Raw genomic sequence first — 17,793 nt, 5'->3', positions numbered from 1 at the left:
GGAGGATTTTATGGAAGAGCAAACGGTTTTCGAACTTATACATAACATGGACAAATTCACCAACGGTCTGATTATCCAGTGGAACAAAACATTCAATGAGGATCTCGGGGTTTCTCATGTTCTTGTGCTCGGTCATCTCAAGCAAAACGGGAAAAGCCGGCCTTCGGACATTGCGAAAATATTGGGCCTTACTCCGCCCACGCTCAGTTATTTATCGGAAAAGCTCGTCGCGAAGAAATTAGCCGTCCGAATGGTGGATGAGTCCGATCGCCGCATTATTTATTTGGGCATTACCGACCAAGGCGCCGAAGTCCTTAGACGGGCCACTTTGGAGGGAGAAAGACTGCGCAGAAATTTATTCGAAAAATTAACCGACGAGGAGAGGGCGGAACTGGCGAATCTATTTAAAAAGCTGAACAGCTAAGATTACATCGCGGTGAGCCTTAGCATAAGCAGGGTAAGAAGCGCGGGGAAATTGTCCGCTGCGTGGCCCGGAAGCATAAGTTCGCTAGGCAATGGAGCTCTATGACTAGTCTTGGATGGTGACAGAACAGCAGCTATGAAACAACTATTGCTCAAGTATTTAACCCGATATACGTCGCTTAACGAAGCAGAAAAACAGGCTGTCCTTGATGAGATCCTTATTAAGGAATATAAAAAAGGAACCGTGCTCCTTAGACAAGGAGATGTTCCCACGGCCTGTTATTTCTTGTTGAAGGGATGCGTAAGGCAGTAGCATTACCCCGGAATCCTTAAGCAGAATTAAGAGGCGGGTTCATCAAGATAAGATTTAAGAAGAGCCCGCACCTCACACAGAGCTTTGTCCTCCTCTTGCCAGAAGCCATACTCCAAAGCCCAATTCCCCTGCAATCATAGGGATCCTAAAACCAACATTAAGCAGCATCGTAAGCGTCTCGTTGTCCGGAAGTAACAGGTTACACAGATGAATGGCCATATAGCCTAGGGAAGCAATCAACAATAAGATGCCAATGACTTTAGGTATCCGGTCAGATTTTAAAGCCAGAACGCCTATAATCAGCAGATGCACGCCGAAAATAATCAAACCCATAGACCAGATCAGCTCGAACGCTTCCAAGTACATCATCACATAGGCTTGAAGCTGCTGGGTATTAACGAAGGATAAATAGCCGGCACGGCCGGAAAGAAGCAGCACAACGATTAAATTCAGCAGGGCGGTCCCCAAAACAGCCGTTTTCCGCTTTGAAAAGGTTTCTCGATGATGTGACGGCTTGAAAGGTGAGGCTAGCATCGCCTTGCACCAGAAGACTTTCATGGACAAAGCCATAGGAAAAAATGCGGCAAGCGTCATAACGATCAGTGCGATGCCGGCAGTCAGAGCGGCTGTTCGCTGCTGCTTTAGCTCTATTCTTGAAAGAACCATCCCCTAACCTCCTTTAGTTTACATGGATTTCATTGTAATAGGCCGGATGGGAAGGTTCATTGACTTAAATCAAGGATTCTGCTCCTTTCGCCCAAAAAATCTTGCGGTTGAACGATTATTTCGCTTGCAGCTTACGTTACGTAAGCTTTTATAATACAGTTACCGGTATATAGCTAGCGCTAATGAAGCGGAGATGATGCATGAAGAGGCATTGGAAAGTAGGAGACCTCGCCAAGTTGACGGGTCTTACCGTACGTACGCTGCGTTATTACGATCAAATCGGTTTATTCTCTCCATCCGCCCAGACGGAATCCGGCCACAGGCTGTACAGCGAATCGGACTTGTCGCGCCTGCACCAGATCTTATCGCTTAAGGAGATGGGCTTATCTCTGGAGGAGATTAAGTCGGTCCTAACCGGCGGGCAAATCGGCCCGCTTGAGATCGTCCATCTGCAGATGGACCGAATCAAAGAGCAGATCAGGCGGCAGCAGAAGCTATTGGAGCAGCTCGGGCATGTATCCAAGCTTATGCAGGGAAAGGCGCAAGTAACGGTAGAGGATTTCACAGACCTTCTGCAAGCGATGCAAATGGGATTTGAAAAGCCTGTCATTGAGCGGCAAACGAGCTGGGAACGACATTTGGACCGGTTGGGAGACTTCCTTGCCGGGGAGAGCGGAATGCCGAAACTTGAGGAGGACAAACAATGAACGAACAATTCGTTAAACATGCGACCTTCGTCGTCGAGAGAGTTTATGCCGCTTCGCCGAAGCGGGTTTATCACGCCTGGTCCGACCCGGACGCCAAAGCGAAATGGTTTTCGAAGCCGGACGTCTTCGATTTTCGGATCGGCGGACGCGAGTACAGCAGCGGCGGACCGCCGGAAGGCCCGGTCTTCACCTTCGATGCGAACTACCAGGAGCTTGTTCCGGACCGGCGCATTGTCTATACGTACACCCTGGATTCGGGGGACACGCGCATCTCCGTCTCGATCACAACGATCGAGCTGATCGCGGTGGAGGACGGCACCAAGCTTATTTTCACGGAGCAGGCCGCGTTCTTTGACGGACACGATACGCCGGAGGTGCGGGAACACGGTACAAATGCGATGCTGGACGCACTGGGCAAGGTACTGGAAGGGGAGGAATGAGCATGGCGATCGGCGAAAATGAACTTGTTACCACGCGCGAGTTTGATGTTCCGCGGGAGCTTGTTTTCCGGGCATGGACAACCCCCGAACTGTTAGCCCGGTGGTGGGGACCGAAGGGCTTCACGAATACGTTTCACGAGTGCGACATCAGGCCGGGCGGCACGTGGACCCTCATCATGCACGGACCGGATGGCACGGATTACCCCAACCACAGCGTCTTTGTTGAGGTTGTAGCGCCGGAGCGGGTCGTGCTGGATCATTTATCCGGCCACGAATTCCGGTTAACGGGAACCTTCGAGGATCTGGACGGACGCACCAAGGTTACCTTCCGCCAGCGTTTCAAGCTAAAAGAGGACTTCGAACAGGCCAAGCCTTATTGTGTGGAAGCCAATGAACAGAACCTCGACAGAATGGGCGAGGTTCTGGCGGAATTGGCCGGAAGCTGAGTAAGCTTGCAGCGGGCATTGCCCGGTAACGGTAACCTTTAATCCGAAAAGTAATCCGAAAAGCCGGTGAAAGAAAGGAAGCTTCGCGCTATGCGAAGCTTCCTTTTGTATGTTCCGCGCGCAATAGCGCAAAATCATGGACAAGGACTGGTTAACCAACGTCCTGTGACGCCAAGCACCGCGCGCTGGGAGCTTCGCGCCGATGCGGCATCGCTTTAGGCAAAGCACGGATTAAGCTTAACTCGCGGGGCTTTCGGAGCTTTCCGTTTGCCGGTCTATCCGTTTGGTTTATATAAAAGAGAGAATGCGCAAAATTAGGGAACCGGCAGATGGTTCCATCTTTATACCGACAAACTCGTGAAGGAGATGTTACAATGAGCGCGTATGAAAAAAATCAGGAAGCTATCGAGAAGGTCCGGGATTTAATCAAAGGCATCGACGTCGCCATGCTCACGACCATAAGCAGCGAAGGATTGGTATCCCGGCCGATGAGCACTCAGGAAGTGGAATTCGACGGGGACCTGTGGTTTATGACCATGAAGGATAAGAGCGTTTATCGGGAGCTTCTTGAGAATAAGAGCGTCAATCTGGCTTACGTGGACAAATCGTATGTATCGGTTCGCGGTGAAGCTGAACTGATTGAAGACAGGGCCAAATTGAAAGAGCTTTGGAGTCCTATGTACGAGAAGTTTTTCGGGGTTTCGAGCGATGATCCGGGTCTCGTCTTGATTAAAGTCAAAGCGGAAACCGCCGAGTACTGGGAAGCCGGCAACAGAATGAAGCTGGTGAAGAATATGTTCAAGAAACTGACGGGAAAAGAGAATGACGAATCCGATCTAAATAAAACCGTCGAATTGGATTAGGGTTATACAGAACGGGCTCCTCACAATACGGATAGCATCCCTTTTAAGTAAAAAGTGCTTAACTAGCACTTTACCGTTTACTTAGAGGGGATTTTTTTATGGGGAAATTAAGAGGACCTATTACAGAAACAACGGTTGAATCTCCAGTTACAGGAGGATTTATACTTTGAGCTGCAAGCAGCCAAAACTGTAAATGGAGGGTTTTCTCTTATGAGGTCTTTTGAAATGCTGGTTACCGTCTTTAATATCTTATTGCTCGGTTGGTCAATAATGGCCAAGAACAAGCCGCGGCGCGTGCTGCTTATTGGTTCCGGAATTTCCGCCCTATTGGCGCTGACGCAGGGGCTTACCGAGGGCATGCGTTGGCAAATGATCCCGGTCTATGCGATGACCTTAATCCCAGTCGCGATTTTTGCGGTAAGGTACAGGATCAAACCAAAGGAAGAGGAAAAGAAGGCAGCCCGAACCCGGAGGATCATCCTGATCACGGCGCTTGCCGCGCTTTATTCTGCCGCAGCCGTGGCACTGCCCGTCCTGCTCCCGGTATTCACGTTCGAGAAACCGTCCGGCCCGTACCAAATCGGAACCGTCTCCTATCATTGGAAGGACGATCGGCGAGAGGAGACTCATACTCCCGATTCCGGCGATAAGAGAGAATTGATGGTACAGATTTGGTATCCGGCGAACATGAACGCAAAGGGAAAAACGGCTTCTTATGTGTCTCATGCGGATATTTTTGCAGATGGATACGGCAAAGCGCTTCATCTGCCTAAGCTGTTATTTACGAGCATCGGATTGGTTAAAACTCATGCGATTGAAAAAGCGGAACTATCCGATAAGGAACCGGCCTATCCCGTGCTCGTGTTTTCGCATTCCTTAAACGGAACCAAAAATCAAAACACGTTCGAGGTCGAACAATTGGCCAGTCAGGGTTATATCGTGGTAGGCATTGATCATACTTACCGTAGTACAACATCGGTCTTCCCCGATGGCCGCGTTGTAAATTTTGTCCCTCAAGAAGGGAATACGGTCGCCTATTTAGATAAAATAAACGGGGAATGGGTGGAGGACGCAAAGTTTGTGGTCGATCAAATCGAGCGGCTTGCCAAGAACGATCCGGACAATCGTTTTACAAACCGAATGGATCTGGAGAACATGGGCATGTTCGGTCATTCCTTCGGCGGAGCGACAGCCGTCCAAATGCTGATGGCGGATTCCCGGATTAAAGCGGCGATCAATATGGACGGCGGATTATACGGCGAGCTGCGGATTCCGGCGGAAGGACTGAGAAAGCCGTTTCTGATGTTTAGCGCAGACGACACGCTTTCCGGTACGAAGAATATGAGCGATGAGAATATCACTTCTCAGGGCACGACAAGAGAGGAACTGACTAAGTTTTTTGACGAAACATTAGCGCGATATAAATATATAACCACTGGCGGAAATTACTGGATCAAAATGAATGCCATGAAACATATGGGCTTCTCCGATATGTATCTGATTTCACCCGTGTTTGAAAAGATGGAAGGGGTGGAGGTACGAAAGGCGCACCGGCTGATCAACGAATACTCGCTTGATTTCTTTAACCATTATTTAAAGCAAAAGCCGTTTAATCTATTGGAACAGACTATCGGCGAACATCCGGGGTTCACGCTGGAGAAAGGCTGATCCTGAATTTCCGCCGTAGTTAGCGAACGGATGAGGGCGAATAACCCTCGTCTTCTCGTTAAAGGGCTACATCTGTTCAAGCCTCCACTTTATACCTTGAAGCAATAAGAGATTTCCTTGAGAAAACAAGCGGAATTTAGGGCTCAAGAGGGAGCACAGCGTATTGAAGCGTTCGATGCGCTCCGATCGGGTTCTCTGTGAATATTCGGCAAAGTAGCGAAAAAACTCTTCTTGATCAACCGATTGCTCCGAGTTCGCATACAGCATGGCCGTATCCTCTACAATGGCCTGTACAAAAGGACTTTCGGCACATAATTTGCGCTTCAAAGCCGTATTTAACCGGGTGTGTATTCCCTCAAGGCTCTTGATCCATGCGTCCGCACCCAATCGAGGTTGATGGACCATATTAAAAAACAGAAACTCATCTTGTCTAAGGTCCGAAATAAACTCAGGATCGTTAATAAGCTCCTGTAACTCGTTCCAAGCAACGGTTTGTTTGGCTGATGTTTTCGTCTGATTTACAATGTACTTGTTAAAGTTATAAAGAAGCGAACTTCTCCATTCCGCAGGAATGCCCTCTAAAAATTTGGATTCTTCCACTCTTTTTGCGATGAAACGGCTTCGCTTCTCGTTATTGATGGCCCGTTCATGGACCAGATCATAGACATACTGTAGGGAATCCCCTTCATTCTCCTTCGCCAAGCGCAAAATCGAAATCATATTCGACAGCGTGCTTACCTGTAACTCCAAGGACTCGATCTGCCAGTCCAGCGCTTTATCAACGGGTGTTTCCCGGGAGATGATTTGCCTTATTTCATCAATTCCAAAATCCAAGTAACGCAGAGTTATCGTCAGCTCTAAACGCCATATATCTTGCGTCGTGTATAACCGGTGCCCTCCTTCTGTGTAGGTAGCGGGCTTTACTAATCCGACCTCATCGTAGTAACGCACGGTTTTGATTGTGGATCCGATTATTTTGGCCACGTCCCCGATCGAATAAGTCCGCTCTTGGTCTGTAGAATCAGAAGCTTGTTGCTTCTGCGAATCCGTGCCGCTTTTGGAATGCAAACCACTCACCTCCGAAAAGTTAGTTTACTATCTCCTGTAACTGGAGATTCAATGGGAGTATACGGGTCTTGTTAAAATAAACCGTTCCTTAAGATTATAACCGAACAGAAGGTTGTTGCTCTGCTGAGGGGAATGCAGCTCCTCGCCATTAGGTCCCTTATTGGGACGCGCGCTGTTTTGTGGTTTAATGGAGGTGACGCCAAGGCGTTTGCACAATAGGGAGGGATTTTCCCGGATGAACAAAATTATGATCGTCGAAGACGATCCCAAAATAGCGGAATTGTTGAAGTCGCACATTGAAAAATACGGGGACGAAGCGATCGTGGTGGATGATTTCCAGCGCGTGATGGAATCGTTCGAGGAGCAGCTCCCGCAGGTCGTACTGCTGGACGTCAACCTGCCGAGCTACGACGGTTACTATTGGTGCCGCCAAATCCGGACAGTGTCCACGTGTCCGATTATTTTCATTTCCGCCCGGAACGGGGAAATGGATCAGGTGATGGCGCTGGAGAGCGGGGCGGACGATTATATCACGAAGCCGTTCCATTACGAAATCGTGATGGCCAAGATCCGCAGCCAGATCAGGCGCGTCTACGGCGATTATGCGACGAAGGAACGCATTGTGGAACGGGACGGGCTGATGTTGTATCCCGAGCGGATGGAGCTGCGGCTGAAGGAGCAGTCCACGCTTTTGACGCGCAAGGAATCGCTGCTAATGGAGACGCTGATGCATCATTGTCCCCGGATTGCCAGCCGGGAGACTATTCTCGACAAGCTGTGGGACGATTACAGCTATGTCGACGATAACGCGCTCAGCGTCAACATCACGCGGCTGCGCAAGAAGCTGGCGGAACTCGGCATGGACGATGCCATCGAAACGCTGCGCGGCGTCGGGTACCGGCTGCACCTCACATGGAAGGGCGAAACGAAGCGATGAGGTTGTTTGTACGGGACCATGTGCCGCTTATCGGGTTCAGTCTGGTGCAGATGCTGGTCATTCTGCTTATTTGCTGGCTGGACGGGTACAACCATCTAGGGACCGCTTTGTACGCGCTGTTTCTCGGCCTTTGCGTGCTGCTTGTTTATCTGATGTACCGCTACGTCCGGCTTCGGGCGTTTTACCGGTACATCTCCGACCCGAGCGACGTCCTGCCGCGGGAGCTCAAGGTAAGCCGTGCGCCGCTTGCAGCGTCTTTAACGAAGATTCTGGACGCCCAGTACCGCGCGAATAAACAGCGGGAGCACGTGTGGGAGGAAAAACAGCGGCAGCACCTGACGTTCATGAATCAATGGGTTCACCAAATGAAGACCCCGCTATCGGTCATCCAGCTCATCACGCAGAACGGCGACGACGAGCGGTTTGCCAGTATCGCGGAGGAGTCCGACCGGCTGCGTCACGGGCTCGAAATGGTGCTTTATATGGCACGGAGGGAGACGTTCGCTCAGGACTTCCATATTTACCGAGTGCAGCTGAGAGAGCTTGTGAACGAGGTCATTCAGGATAACCGGCGGTCGTTCATTCGGCATTATGTGCATCCGGAGCTTCTGATTGACGAGAGCGTCACGGTCGAGAGCGACGCCAAATGGCTCCGGTTCATCGTCCAGCAGCTGATCTCGAACGCCATTACTTATTCGGCCGGCAGCAGGACGAAGGTTGCCTTCAAGGCGCATGCGCAGGATAAAGCCGTCATTCTAAGCGTCACGGACCGCGGCGTCGGCATACCCCCATCCGATTTGAAGCGGGTGTTCGATCCGTTTTTTACAGGCGAAAACGGGCGGAAGTTTAAAGAATCGACAGGCATGGGCCTGTATCTGGTGAAGGAAGTGGCGGACCGCTTGCATCACCGGGTGGAGATCGAGTCCGAGCCCGGCAAAGGGACGACCGTCCGCATCATTTTTCCGTATGCGACCGAACAGGGCGAATAGTGAGCGATCACTCTTCGCCTTTTTGTGTACAGACCGGTGTGTATACTTCGCGGAGACTTACATCCCTGTAAGATTGGCGCAAGATAGCGATATAGGAGCGGCGGATCGCTTGGGGTATGCTAGAAGCAAGAAGGGACGTGTTTTGCTTGGCTATTTTGAAGGTCACGAACTTATGCAAAATTTACAATGAAAAGATGCCGTTTGAGGCGCTGTCCGATATTAACCTGACGATTGAGAAGGGGGAGTTCATCGGCATCATGGGACCTTCCGGAAGCGGCAAAACGACGCTGCTCAATCTGGTGTCGACCATCGACGAACCGACGTCCGGGGAGGTTTGCGTGGACGGCAACTATCCGCACCGGATGAACGCGGACGAGCTGGCGCTGTTTCGCAGACGCAAGCTGGGCTTTATTTTTCAATCGTTCAATTTGCTGCCTACACTGACCGTGAAGGAAAATATTTTACTGCCGCTTACGCTTGAAGGAGTCGCGCTGGATCAAATGAAAAGCCTGCTGGAGCCGATCGCGGAGCAGCTTGGCATTACGTCGGTCCTGGACAAGCGGACCTATGAGATTTCCGGCGGACAGGCCCAGCGGACGGCCATCGCGCGCGCGTTGATTCATTCGCCGAAGCTGGTGCTTGCCGACGAACCGACAGGCAATCTGGACTCCAAATCGGCCCGCGATGTCATGGAACTGCTGACGACGATGAACAAGCGGCAGGAAGCGACGATGATGCTGGTCACGCACGATGCGATGGCGGCAAGCTACTGCGACCGCGTGGTATTTATCAAGGACGGCAGGTTTCATAATGAGATCACGCAGGGAGGAAACCGTGAAGTCTTTTACCAGAAGATCATCAACGCCCTTTCGCTGCTAGGAGGTTACAGACATGACTTTCCGACAGTTCGCGTTTAATAACGTCATCCGCAACAAACGGGTCTATCTGGCGCACTTCTTAAGCAGCTCGTTTTCCGTCCTTGTTTTTTTCGTCTATGCCCTGCTGCTGTTTCACCCCGATTTGCAGGGAGAGCTGAAATCGACGAGCAGAACGATCAGTGCACTCGCGACCAACGGCATGCGCCTCTCGCAAGTGATCATCTTCATTTTTTCGTTTTTCTTCTGCCTGTATTCGGCCGGCACTTTTCTGCAAACCCGCAAGCGGGAATTCGGCATTCTGATGATGCACGGCATGTCCCCGCGGCAGCTGCGCCGGCTCGTTTTCATCGAGAACTTGTTTATCGGCGGAGCCTCGATTGTAACGGGTATTGCCGTGGGGCTTATTTTCACAAAGATGATCCTGCTCGCCATTGCCAAGCTGCTCGTCATCAAGGTGGGCTTGACCTTCTACATGCCGGTGCTGGCCATTGTTACGACCGCTGCCGCATTCGTTCTGCTGTTTGGCGTTGTCGCGCTGGTCACCTCCCGGATCGTGAAAGCCGGCCGGCTCGCGGATTTGTTCCAGTCGGATGAAAAGCCGAAGCCCGAGCCTGCGCCTTCACGGCTGCTGTCGGTCTTGGCGATTGTCCTGATCCTGGCCGGATACGGCGTTGTGATGTTTTACGTCTACAGATACTTTCACTCGTTCTGGCTGCTCTTTGCCGGCGTCGGCTTGGTGGTCGCAGGCACGTACTTCCTGTTTACGCAGCTCAGCGTGTACGCGCTCAAGAGCTTGAAGCGGAGGGACCGCGTGTTCTTCAAACGGACGAACCTGCTGGTTTTATCGCAGCTGGCGTATCGCATGAAGGATAACGCGACGATGTTTTTCATGATCACGATCGTTTCGGCGATTGCCTTTACCGGAATCGGCACAGTGCTCGCGATGAATCATCCGGGACTGAAAGAGATGGAGAATCCCTATGCCTTCACGTACAAAACGGACCTAAGCGTTCAAAAGGAAAAAGAAGTTGTTTCACGGATCAAAAAACAACTGGATGACCACGGCTTCGCTTACGACTTAAACGTTGTCCATGCAAAGCGGCTGTGGGGACGTCTTGTCCTCGTCAAGCAGAGCGAATTCAACGCTCTGGCCAAAACCTTGGGATTGCACGATACGGAAGAACTGGCGGACGGGGAAAGCCTGCTGCTGCCCGGCAGCCTCTTTCTGGCTACTCAAATTAAAGAGAAGAAGGAAATCGTGCCTGACTCCATTGACCTCGGAATAAGTGAAACCTGGCAAAAGAACGTAACGGTAAAGCAGTATGTGCCGACCGTCATCCTGCCGGACGGCCACTATACCGTTGTCGTTTCCGATCGAATGTTTGAAACCGTGCCGGAGATTGAAGACACGCAGCTGCATTTTAACTTTTTCTACGTGGCCGATTGGCAGAATACCCGGGATGTCGCGAGTGTGCTGACAGAAGAAATCGGCAGGGATGAATTCGGCCGATTCGATGCGTTAGTGCTGGACTGGCTGTCCGATAAGCAGACCAATGGACTGCTGTTCATTATCAGCACGATGGTAGGCGTCGTATTTTTCACCTTTGCCGCCAGTTTCCTGTACTTCCGGCTGTACGCTGATATGGAGCGGGACCGGGAGCAATACCGGATGATCGCGAAAATGGGCTTGCTGAACAAGGAGCTGCGGCGGATTGTGACGAGGCAGCTGCTGCTCATGTTTTTCCTGCCGATCGTCATGGCGCTTGTACACAGCGGGGTAGCGTTTATCGCTCTGCAGCATCTGGTGGATTTCTCCGTCTGGACGAATTCGGTGCTCATTTTCTTGTCCTTCATCGGGATTCAGGTTGTTTATTTCTTGCTTATCCGCTGGCGTTATTTGCAGCATATGTATCCGAAAAACGGATGAAAATCAGGCAGCTCCGCATCATGCGGGGCTGTTTTTTGTAGGAAAGATCTCTTTGCCGGAGATGGAAGGGGAAGGGCGATCCGGTTAAAGCAGAAAATAAGCTGGAAAAAGGAAGCCTTGGACAGCGCCAAATTTTTTGCCATCGTAACGGTACTCTTATGCGGCCAGCCTGATCGAAGCGAACTTGACGCCGGTCATGATGAACTGGGCACGCTGATTCTCCAAGACAGCTAAATAGACTAAACAGGGCTTATTGCCGGATTTGCTAGAGTCAATAAGCTCTTCTCGTTTAAAAAAGATTTGAAATTTTGTCCCGGATGAGAGAATAATGAAGTAAGCCTCTCCCAGCTTGAGGCGGAAACAGAGACAAGCACAACGTTCACACCCGCAAGGTACACGTGGTTACATAAAGACAGCTCGCTTCATCCCATAGGCGGCAGGGAGTGATTCGGGTATAGAAAGGGTAATATACGTTTATAAAAGGACAGGACTTTACGAGGAGACGCAGCTGTGTAGAGGCGCACTCCTATCTGCAAACCCGTTAAGCGATCCAACTAAATGATCGAGAACAGAAGGAGATAAGATGACGGATAAAAAAGCAGGACCGGAAACCGGTTGGAATTTTGACAATAGTTATGCCCGTCTGCCGGAAATATTTTTTACCAAGACGAATCCGACTCCCGCAGCTTCGCCGGATTTAGTTATTTTTAACGATGCCCTGGCGGCATCTCTGGGGTTGAACGGTCAAGCGCTTAAAAGTAACGAGGGGACCGAAGTGTTTGCCGGCAACCGGATTCCCGAAGGCGCGGAACCGCTGGCCCAAGCTTACGCAGGACATCAATTCGGTCACTTTACGATGCTGGGCGACGGCCGTGCCGTGCTGCTCGGAGAGCAGATCACTCCCGACGGCGAGAGGGTGGACATCCAGCTCAAGGGGCCGGGCCGGACGCCGTATTCCCGCCGGGGCGACGGCCGGGCCGCTCTCGGGCCGATGCTGCGCGAGTACATCATCAGCGAGGCCATGCACGGGCTCGGCATTCCCACTACGCGCAGCTTGGCTGTGGCGACCACCGGCGAGCCGGTCTACCGCGAAACGGAGCTGCCCGGTGCGGTTCTGACCCGCGTGGCCGCGAGTCATCTGCGCGTCGGGACCTTCCAGTTCGCCGCAAAATGGGGCTCTGCCGAAGATCTGCGGGCGCTGGCCGATTACACCCTGCAGAGACACTACCCGGAAGCCGCCGCCGCAGGCAGCGGGAACCGCTGCCTGTCGCTGCTTCAAGCCGTCATCCAGCGCCAAGCGGCGCTGATTGCCAAGTGGCAGCTTGTCGGCTTTATCCACGGAGTGATGAACACCGACAACATGGCCCTCAGCGGGGAGACCATTGATTACGGTCCCTGCGCCTTCATGGACGCCTATGACCCCGAGACGGTGTTCAGCTCCATCGACACCTACGGGCGCTACGCTTACGGCAATCAGCCGCACATAGCGGCCTGGAACCTTGCCCGTTTCGCCGAAACGCTTCTGCCGCTGATTCATGCCGATCAGGAGCAGGCCATCAAGCTGGCCGAGGAGGCAATCGCGCAGTTTGGCGTGCTGCATAACCGGAGCTACCTGGCCGGCATGAGGGCGAAGCTCGGCCTCTTTAACGAGGAGGAGGGAGATGAGTCCCTCATAGAGGATCTCCTCGGTTTGATGAGGAAGCAGGGGGCCGACTACACCAACACGTTCCTTGCCTTAACGTTCGGCAAGCTTGAAGACACGGCTTTGTCCGGGGATGAAGAGTTCACCCGTTGGCACGAGTCGTGGCAGGCGAGACGGGGCAGGCAGCCGGAATCGGCAGCCGCCTCGCATGAGCTGATGCGCAGCAGCAACCCTGCCGTAATCCCCCGCAACCACCGGGTGGAAGAGGCGCTGGAAGCCGCGGTGGAACAGGGGGATTACAGCGTAATGGAGCGGCTGCTGGGCGTTCTGGCGAACCCCTTCGCGCATTCGCCCGAACAGGCCGCATACTCCACGCTGCCGGAGGCTTGCGACAGCCCTTACCGGACGTTTTGCGGCACGTGACCGCAGACGGGGTAAGGCTTGTGCGGCCCGTTGTTTAAACAATCGGGCCATAAAAGGCCGCAAAAAGCACCGTTCGAAAGAACGGTGCTTTTTTTGTATGCCGCCTTGCGGATGGAGGCGCCACCGGGAAACTCTCGGCTGCCGTCTTCCTATCGCCGTAAGCTTAAGTATCCAAACTCCGGCGGCTTACGAATTCCCGCGCGTTCTTCGCTCTCACCAGCTTGGCATTCCTCTCCAAAAGCTGCCGGTCGCTTACGATCCACGTGTGATCTTTGGAATTTTTTCTGCGGATCGCCAGAAAGTTATAGGGGCTGCCTGAATAAATGGTAAAACCTTTTGCCGCGCTGTCGGAACAAAATTTCACGCATTCGCTCCGGTTCTGATCGGGGAATCCGACTTTGTCGAACACGTGCCGCTTCACGAGAAGGGTCGCCCCTTGCACCAGGGAGACATATTGATTTTCCCGGGCGGGATAACGAAGAAGGAGGGTCTTTGTCCCGTTCAGATACATATAATGGGCCCGCTTCCCTACGATGTCGGCGCCGGTTTTCGCCATAATCCGCATACTGTCCGTCAAATAGTCGGGAGCATAGTAATCGTCGTCGTCAAATTTGGCGATCCGGTTGTATTTCGATAAACGGACGCCGAAATTGAGGCAGGTTCCGAGAGACATATGCTCCGGCAAGCTGTATATCCGGACATGTTTATAGGCTTTTGCGGCTTGCATATACTCGTTCACCTTGAGGTCGTCCTGATTGAGGATTACGATCAGCTCTTTGTTTCTGAAATTTTGCCTGCTGTAGTTTTGGAAAAGAGCCTCCAGGCAGTCCCGCCGTTTGGTGCAAGTGATAACGGAAACGGCATGTTCCGGCCGAACGGCATCCGGGTTCGCCATTAGAGAACGCCACCCTTAGGTTTTCTTTGCACAAACTTCTTGTAATTGCTCACGTTGGGGATTTTCTTGTGATGGGTGATTAGCTCCTTATCGCTGATGATCCAGGTGTGGTTGCTGGAGTTTTTTCGGCGTATGGCGACGAAGTTGTCTTTTCCCGCGGAGTAGACTTTGAACCCCTTTTTCTTGCTTCTTAGGCAAAAAAGATCGTCTTCCCCCACGTTCCGGTCCGGAAACGGCACCTTCTTCAAAACGTCGCGTCTAATGACGAGAGTAGCCCCGGGCAATCGGGTGACGGGGCGGTTTTCATCCTGCGAAAAACGAAGGATAAGCGTCTTCGATCCGCGGAGATACATGTAGTGGGCCCGTTTTCCTATAACATCGGCTTTTGTTTGCCGGAAGGTCTGCAAGCTTTCGGTGAGATAATAGGGGGCGTAATAATCGTCGTCATCGAACTTGGCAATGTAGCCGTGTTTGGCTTTCTTGACTGCGTAATTCAAGCAAGCGCCGAGAGAGGTTTGTTCCGAAACGCGGAAAATGCGGATATTCCGAAGTTTTTTGGCTGATTCCCGGTAGGGGGCAAGCGGTATCTTATCGTTGTTCACAATGATGATAAGCTCTTTAGTCGGGTGGTCTTGTCTCTTGTAATTATCCAACAGATTTTTTAAATAACTGCGGCGATTGGTGCATGTGACAACGGAAACTCCCAGCTTTTTTACAGATTCTATTGAGCCGTCTTTCATTTTTCGTTCCTCCTATCCGTAGACTTCCAAACGATCTCAATTTACGATATGTAAAATGCTAGTAATAGGAACGGCACAGCAGGAAAATAGAGCAAAAGCACAACCTTGCCGGTATCTGTTAAGAGAAAATCAACGTGCCGCGAAAAACGGTAGGGATGCACATATAAAAGAAGACGCCGGGCAGCCGGCGTCTTCTTCCTGATTTATCTTCTCGAAATTATCATCAGCCGGACTCAATGCGCTTTCTCGGAAGCCTGCTTGGCCTTGCTCTGGTCGATCGTGAACTGCGCTTTCCAGCTGCCTTTGGTGGCGCCGATACGGTCGATATTCACGTTCAGGCGGATAGATTCAGGCAGCTTGGCTCCGCTCGTGACGAAAGCAAGCACGCCTTCCGGCTGGTCTTTCTCGGCGATGCCCGTGTGGATCACGTTTCCGGCCGCGTCCGTCAAGGTGAACGGAAGCCGGTCCTTTTTACCTGTGCCGATAAAGCTGAGGACCGAAAAACCGTCCAATCCGTTCTCCTGGTAGGTCGGATTCTCGACCTGCTTGCCGTTCTTCTTGCCGTCATAGAGGACATTCAGGCCGCGGGTATCGAATTCGTAAGGAACGAGCTTCCCGTCTTCTCCGGTGATCTTATAGTGCACGAGCACTTTGCTATCCTCTACGTATACTTCGGAGAACTGGACGGTTAGGCCGTGATCGGTAATTTTCTCGTTCAGCGGAACGGATAAGCCTTCGGAAAGGGCACGCTTGGTGCCTTCGTTGACCAGCCCGTTGATGTTGGCGGATTCTTTGAAGAAGTAAGATGATCCGCCCAAGGAGGCGAATACACTCGTAGGAATAAGGATAGCGGCGGCGATACTGAAAGCGATAAGTCTTTTTTTCATGGGTTTGGACTCCTTTTTCTTATGAAATTCGAGGAAAGACTGGCGGACGCGCCGATCCACTTCTTGCGGAACCTCGGCGTTTTCGATCTGATCTTTCAGCGCTTCTTTAATGTTTTCTGGAATAGACATTCGGATAAGCCTCCCCGTCCAATTGAGTGTCGAATTTGGCGCGCAGTCGCTTTAAGGCCAGATGAACTCTGGATTTTACCGTGCCAGGCGGAATCGCCAGCAGTTCGGCAATCTCATCGTACGTATACTCGTAGAAGTAGCGGTATATAATGACCACCCTGAGTTTATAAGGCAGCCTGTTAATGGCATCCCGCACATCCTGCCGGAGTTCGTTACCGGCCAGAGCTTCATCCGGTGTTTCCACATGCGGCTCTTCGCTCAGACGGGAAGTTTTGTCGGTCAGACGGAATCGTCTCCAGAGCTGACGGCGCCAAGCTGCTGACCTGCCGGATGACAATTCCGTTCAGCCAGAAATGAAAAGGACGGCTGCGGTCATAGCCGGGCAATGCGCGCCACAGCTGGCAGTAAATTTCACTGACGATATCGTTAACGTCTTCTTTATTGGAAACGAGCACGGCGACGGTTCCATAAACTTTGCGCCGGGTCATGCGATAGATCTCTTCCATCGCTTCCTGATCCCCGCCCGCCAGCCGGTCGAGCCAATGTTCGAGCTGTTCGTCATTCATTCGAGGGCCCCCTGAACTTGTATACATGAGAGATTGGCTCTCTGGACTGAAAAGGTTCACTAGTTTCCCAAAAATTTTGCGAAAGGGTGAAAAGGTGAGCCGGATGCGCCCTGCGGCGGATTTGCTTCCACGGATAGTAGGACGAATAGGGGCGGAAAAGGTTAGGGGAAAGCCAGGGGAGGAAAGATATGCCGGATATTAAGTACCGAGTCCGCATAAGCATGCAGAAAATACCCCGAGCGATTTGTCGGCCCTTCCGGGAGGAACGCCTTCATACGCAGAGGGTACAGTCATCCGGGTTCTATAAAAAGCGTGAAGAAACTATTGTCGGGTTTCGGAGTAAATTCTAAAGGTAGCTCCGTACTCATCCGTCACCATTGCGTAAGCGGGGCTGAAAGGAGTTTTTTGCAGCGGCGTATTCACTTGACCGCCCTGCTGCAAAGCTTCATACAAAAGGTATTATACCGATCAGAGGAGGATGAACGATGAAACAATGGCTTTTCGCGGCCCTTCTGCTAGGTTCACTTGCCGCATGTTCCGAAAAGACGATAGAGGACAAAGTTACGAAGGAGTCCATTGCAGAAGTATCCGCCGGAAATCATACAGTCGTTAATCCGCTAAGTGACGCAATGGATCGCGGCCAGCATGAACTAGAGAAGAATGTGGCGGTAGATACCTCTTATTACAAATCCCGGGACATGGCAAGAGGGGACATCGTGTACTATGGGGATCATGACGTGTCCAGGATCGTCGCGCTTCCGAATGAAACAATAAACATAACGAACGGACAGGTTTATATTAACGGGGCCAAACTTACCGCATTCTACGGGGCTGCCCATATTCGGGGATATGATTACAAAGCGTTCCAAACGAGTGACATGGAGGAGCTGGCTAAACAAAATCTGATCGAAGAAATCTATAAGAAACAGGTACGAGAAATCACTTTGAGCGGTAATGAAGTCTTCGTCATCGGTGATGATTGGTCCAGGAGCAATACCTCGACATTCCGCAGCTTGTCGTTACAAGAATTAAAGGGCAAGGTTATGGGAGTTTGCAAGAAATGCAGCAACCCGTAGCGAGTATTCGGTCTGGAACACCTCCGCTATGAATTCGTGGAACCAATAGCCGTTTATCTCCGTTTGTATTTTCTTTCCCTGAGCATACTACTCCTTAGAATTTTTGTTCC

Annotated in this window: 18 protein-coding genes and 2 pseudogenes; 13 read left to right on the top strand and 7 right to left on the bottom strand. The window is 51.6% G+C overall.

Going from position 1 to position 17,793, the window contains the following annotated elements:
* The first annotated feature begins 10 nt into the window (after positions 1 to 10).
* The gene (locus HMPREF1207_RS12680; protein WP_009675999.1) at positions 11 to 424 is read left to right on the top strand and encodes a MarR family winged helix-turn-helix transcriptional regulator; all 414 of its coding nucleotides are present in this window, start codon (positions 11 to 13) and stop codon (positions 422 to 424) included.
* Between the two features lie 135 nt (positions 425 to 559).
* Positions 560 to 733 (top strand): annotated as a pseudogene (locus tag HMPREF1207_RS30255) (cyclic nucleotide-binding domain-containing protein); the annotation flags it as partial.
* A 75-nt stretch (positions 734 to 808) separates the two neighbouring features.
* On the opposite strand, the pseudogene HMPREF1207_RS12670 reads toward HMPREF1207_RS30255, so the two are convergent.
* Positions 809 to 1,402, bottom strand: a pseudogene (locus tag HMPREF1207_RS12670) (DUF4386 domain-containing protein).
* Between the two features lie 200 nt (positions 1,403 to 1,602).
* On the opposite strand from HMPREF1207_RS12670, the gene HMPREF1207_RS12665 reads away from it, so the two are divergent.
* The 5 genes from HMPREF1207_RS12665 to HMPREF1207_RS12645 all read left to right on the top strand — a co-directional run bounded on the left by HMPREF1207_RS12665 (position 1,603) and on the right by HMPREF1207_RS12645 (position 5,526).
* On the top strand, positions 1,603 to 2,109 hold the full coding sequence (locus HMPREF1207_RS12665; RefSeq protein WP_009675986.1) for a MerR family transcriptional regulator: 507 nt from the start codon (positions 1,603 to 1,605) through the stop codon (positions 2,107 to 2,109).
* Positions 2,106 to 2,549 (top strand): SRPBCC family protein, encoded by a 444-nt coding sequence (locus HMPREF1207_RS12660; RefSeq protein WP_009676031.1) that lies wholly within the window; start codon positions 2,106 to 2,108, stop codon positions 2,547 to 2,549. The genes HMPREF1207_RS12665 and HMPREF1207_RS12660 overlap by 4 nt, the downstream gene beginning before the upstream one ends.
* A 2-nt stretch (positions 2,550 to 2,551) precedes the next feature.
* Entirely contained in the window at positions 2,552 to 2,995 is a 444-nt protein-coding gene (locus HMPREF1207_RS12655; RefSeq protein WP_009675839.1) for an SRPBCC family protein, read from the top strand.
* 374 nt (positions 2,996 to 3,369) lie between these two features.
* Positions 3,370 to 3,858 (top strand): pyridoxamine 5'-phosphate oxidase family protein, encoded by a 489-nt coding sequence (locus tag HMPREF1207_RS12650; RefSeq protein ID WP_009675845.1) that lies wholly within the window; start codon positions 3,370 to 3,372, stop codon positions 3,856 to 3,858.
* Between the two features lie 210 nt (positions 3,859 to 4,068).
* Positions 4,069 to 5,526 (top strand): alpha/beta hydrolase family protein, encoded by a 1,458-nt coding sequence (locus HMPREF1207_RS12645; RefSeq protein WP_009676039.1) that lies wholly within the window; start codon positions 4,069 to 4,071, stop codon positions 5,524 to 5,526.
* A 66-nt stretch (positions 5,527 to 5,592) separates the two neighbouring features.
* On the opposite strand, the gene HMPREF1207_RS12640 is transcribed toward HMPREF1207_RS12645, so the two are convergent.
* Positions 5,593 to 6,603, bottom strand: a complete 1,011-nt coding sequence (locus HMPREF1207_RS12640; RefSeq protein ID WP_231392039.1) for a MerR family transcriptional regulator — start codon at positions 6,601 to 6,603, stop codon at positions 5,593 to 5,595.
* Between the two features lie 226 nt (positions 6,604 to 6,829).
* On the opposite strand from HMPREF1207_RS12640, the gene HMPREF1207_RS12635 reads away from it, so the two are divergent.
* The 5 genes from HMPREF1207_RS12635 to HMPREF1207_RS12615 all read left to right on the top strand — a co-directional run bounded on the left by HMPREF1207_RS12635 (position 6,830) and on the right by HMPREF1207_RS12615 (position 13,390).
* Positions 6,830 to 7,531, top strand: a complete 702-nt coding sequence (locus HMPREF1207_RS12635) for a response regulator transcription factor (RefSeq protein ID WP_009675774.1) — start codon at positions 6,830 to 6,832, stop codon at positions 7,529 to 7,531.
* Complete coding sequence (locus HMPREF1207_RS12630; RefSeq protein WP_016423708.1) at positions 7,528 to 8,520, top strand: sensor histidine kinase; 993 nt, start codon at positions 7,528 to 7,530, stop codon at positions 8,518 to 8,520. Before HMPREF1207_RS12635 ends, HMPREF1207_RS12630 begins: the two co-directional genes overlap by 4 nt.
* Positions 8,521 to 8,666: 146 nt before the next feature.
* Positions 8,667 to 9,437: an ABC transporter ATP-binding protein gene (locus HMPREF1207_RS12625; protein ID WP_016423707.1), complete on the top strand. Its 771-nt coding sequence runs from the start codon at positions 8,667 to 8,669 to the stop codon at positions 9,435 to 9,437.
* A complete protein-coding gene (locus HMPREF1207_RS12620) occupies positions 9,412 to 11,325 on the top strand; it encodes an FtsX-like permease family protein (protein ID WP_016423706.1) in 1,914 nt (637 codons plus the stop codon). The genes HMPREF1207_RS12625 and HMPREF1207_RS12620 overlap by 26 nt, the downstream gene beginning before the upstream one ends.
* Positions 11,326 to 11,908: 583 nt before the next feature.
* Entirely contained in the window at positions 11,909 to 13,390 is a 1,482-nt protein-coding gene (locus tag HMPREF1207_RS12615) for a protein adenylyltransferase SelO (RefSeq protein WP_009675878.1), read from the top strand.
* Positions 13,391 to 13,553: 163 nt separating this feature from the next.
* On the opposite strand, the gene HMPREF1207_RS12610 is transcribed toward HMPREF1207_RS12615, so the two are convergent.
* The 5 genes from HMPREF1207_RS12610 to HMPREF1207_RS12590 all read right to left on the bottom strand — a co-directional run bounded on the left by HMPREF1207_RS12610 (position 13,554) and on the right by HMPREF1207_RS12590 (position 16,607).
* Complete coding sequence (locus HMPREF1207_RS12610) at positions 13,554 to 14,285, bottom strand: glycosyltransferase (protein WP_009675804.1); 732 nt, start codon at positions 14,283 to 14,285, stop codon at positions 13,554 to 13,556.
* Positions 14,285 to 15,025 carry a glycosyltransferase gene (locus HMPREF1207_RS12605; RefSeq protein WP_009676011.1) on the bottom strand — a complete coding sequence of 247 codons (741 nt, stop codon included), beginning with the start codon at positions 15,023 to 15,025 and terminating at the stop codon, positions 14,285 to 14,287. The genes HMPREF1207_RS12610 and HMPREF1207_RS12605 overlap by 1 nt, the downstream gene beginning before the upstream one ends.
* Before the next feature lie 233 nt (positions 15,026 to 15,258).
* Entirely contained in the window at positions 15,259 to 16,041 is a 783-nt protein-coding gene (locus tag HMPREF1207_RS12600; RefSeq protein ID WP_009675807.1) for a DUF4179 domain-containing protein, read from the bottom strand.
* Positions 16,019 to 16,285 carry a sigma-70 family RNA polymerase sigma factor gene (locus HMPREF1207_RS12595; RefSeq protein ID WP_009675923.1) on the bottom strand — a complete coding sequence of 89 codons (267 nt, stop codon included), beginning with the start codon at positions 16,283 to 16,285 and terminating at the stop codon, positions 16,019 to 16,021. Before HMPREF1207_RS12595 ends, HMPREF1207_RS12600 begins: the two co-directional genes overlap by 23 nt.
* Positions 16,269 to 16,607, bottom strand: coding sequence for a sigma factor (locus HMPREF1207_RS12590; RefSeq protein WP_009675882.1), 339 nt, complete (start codon positions 16,605 to 16,607; stop codon positions 16,269 to 16,271). The genes HMPREF1207_RS12595 and HMPREF1207_RS12590 overlap by 17 nt, the downstream gene beginning before the upstream one ends.
* 485 nt (positions 16,608 to 17,092) lie before the next feature.
* On the opposite strand from HMPREF1207_RS12590, the gene HMPREF1207_RS12585 reads away from it, so the two are divergent.
* Positions 17,093 to 17,683, top strand: a complete 591-nt coding sequence (locus tag HMPREF1207_RS12585) for a S26 family signal peptidase (RefSeq protein WP_009675777.1) — start codon at positions 17,093 to 17,095, stop codon at positions 17,681 to 17,683.
* Positions 17,684 to 17,793 lie beyond the last annotated feature (110 nt).

Source organism: Paenibacillus sp. HGH0039 (assembly GCF_000411255.1).
Lineage (GTDB): Bacteria > Bacillota > Bacilli > Paenibacillales > NBRC-103111 > Paenibacillus_F.
This window is presented reverse-complemented; position numbering and strand designations above follow the sequence as displayed.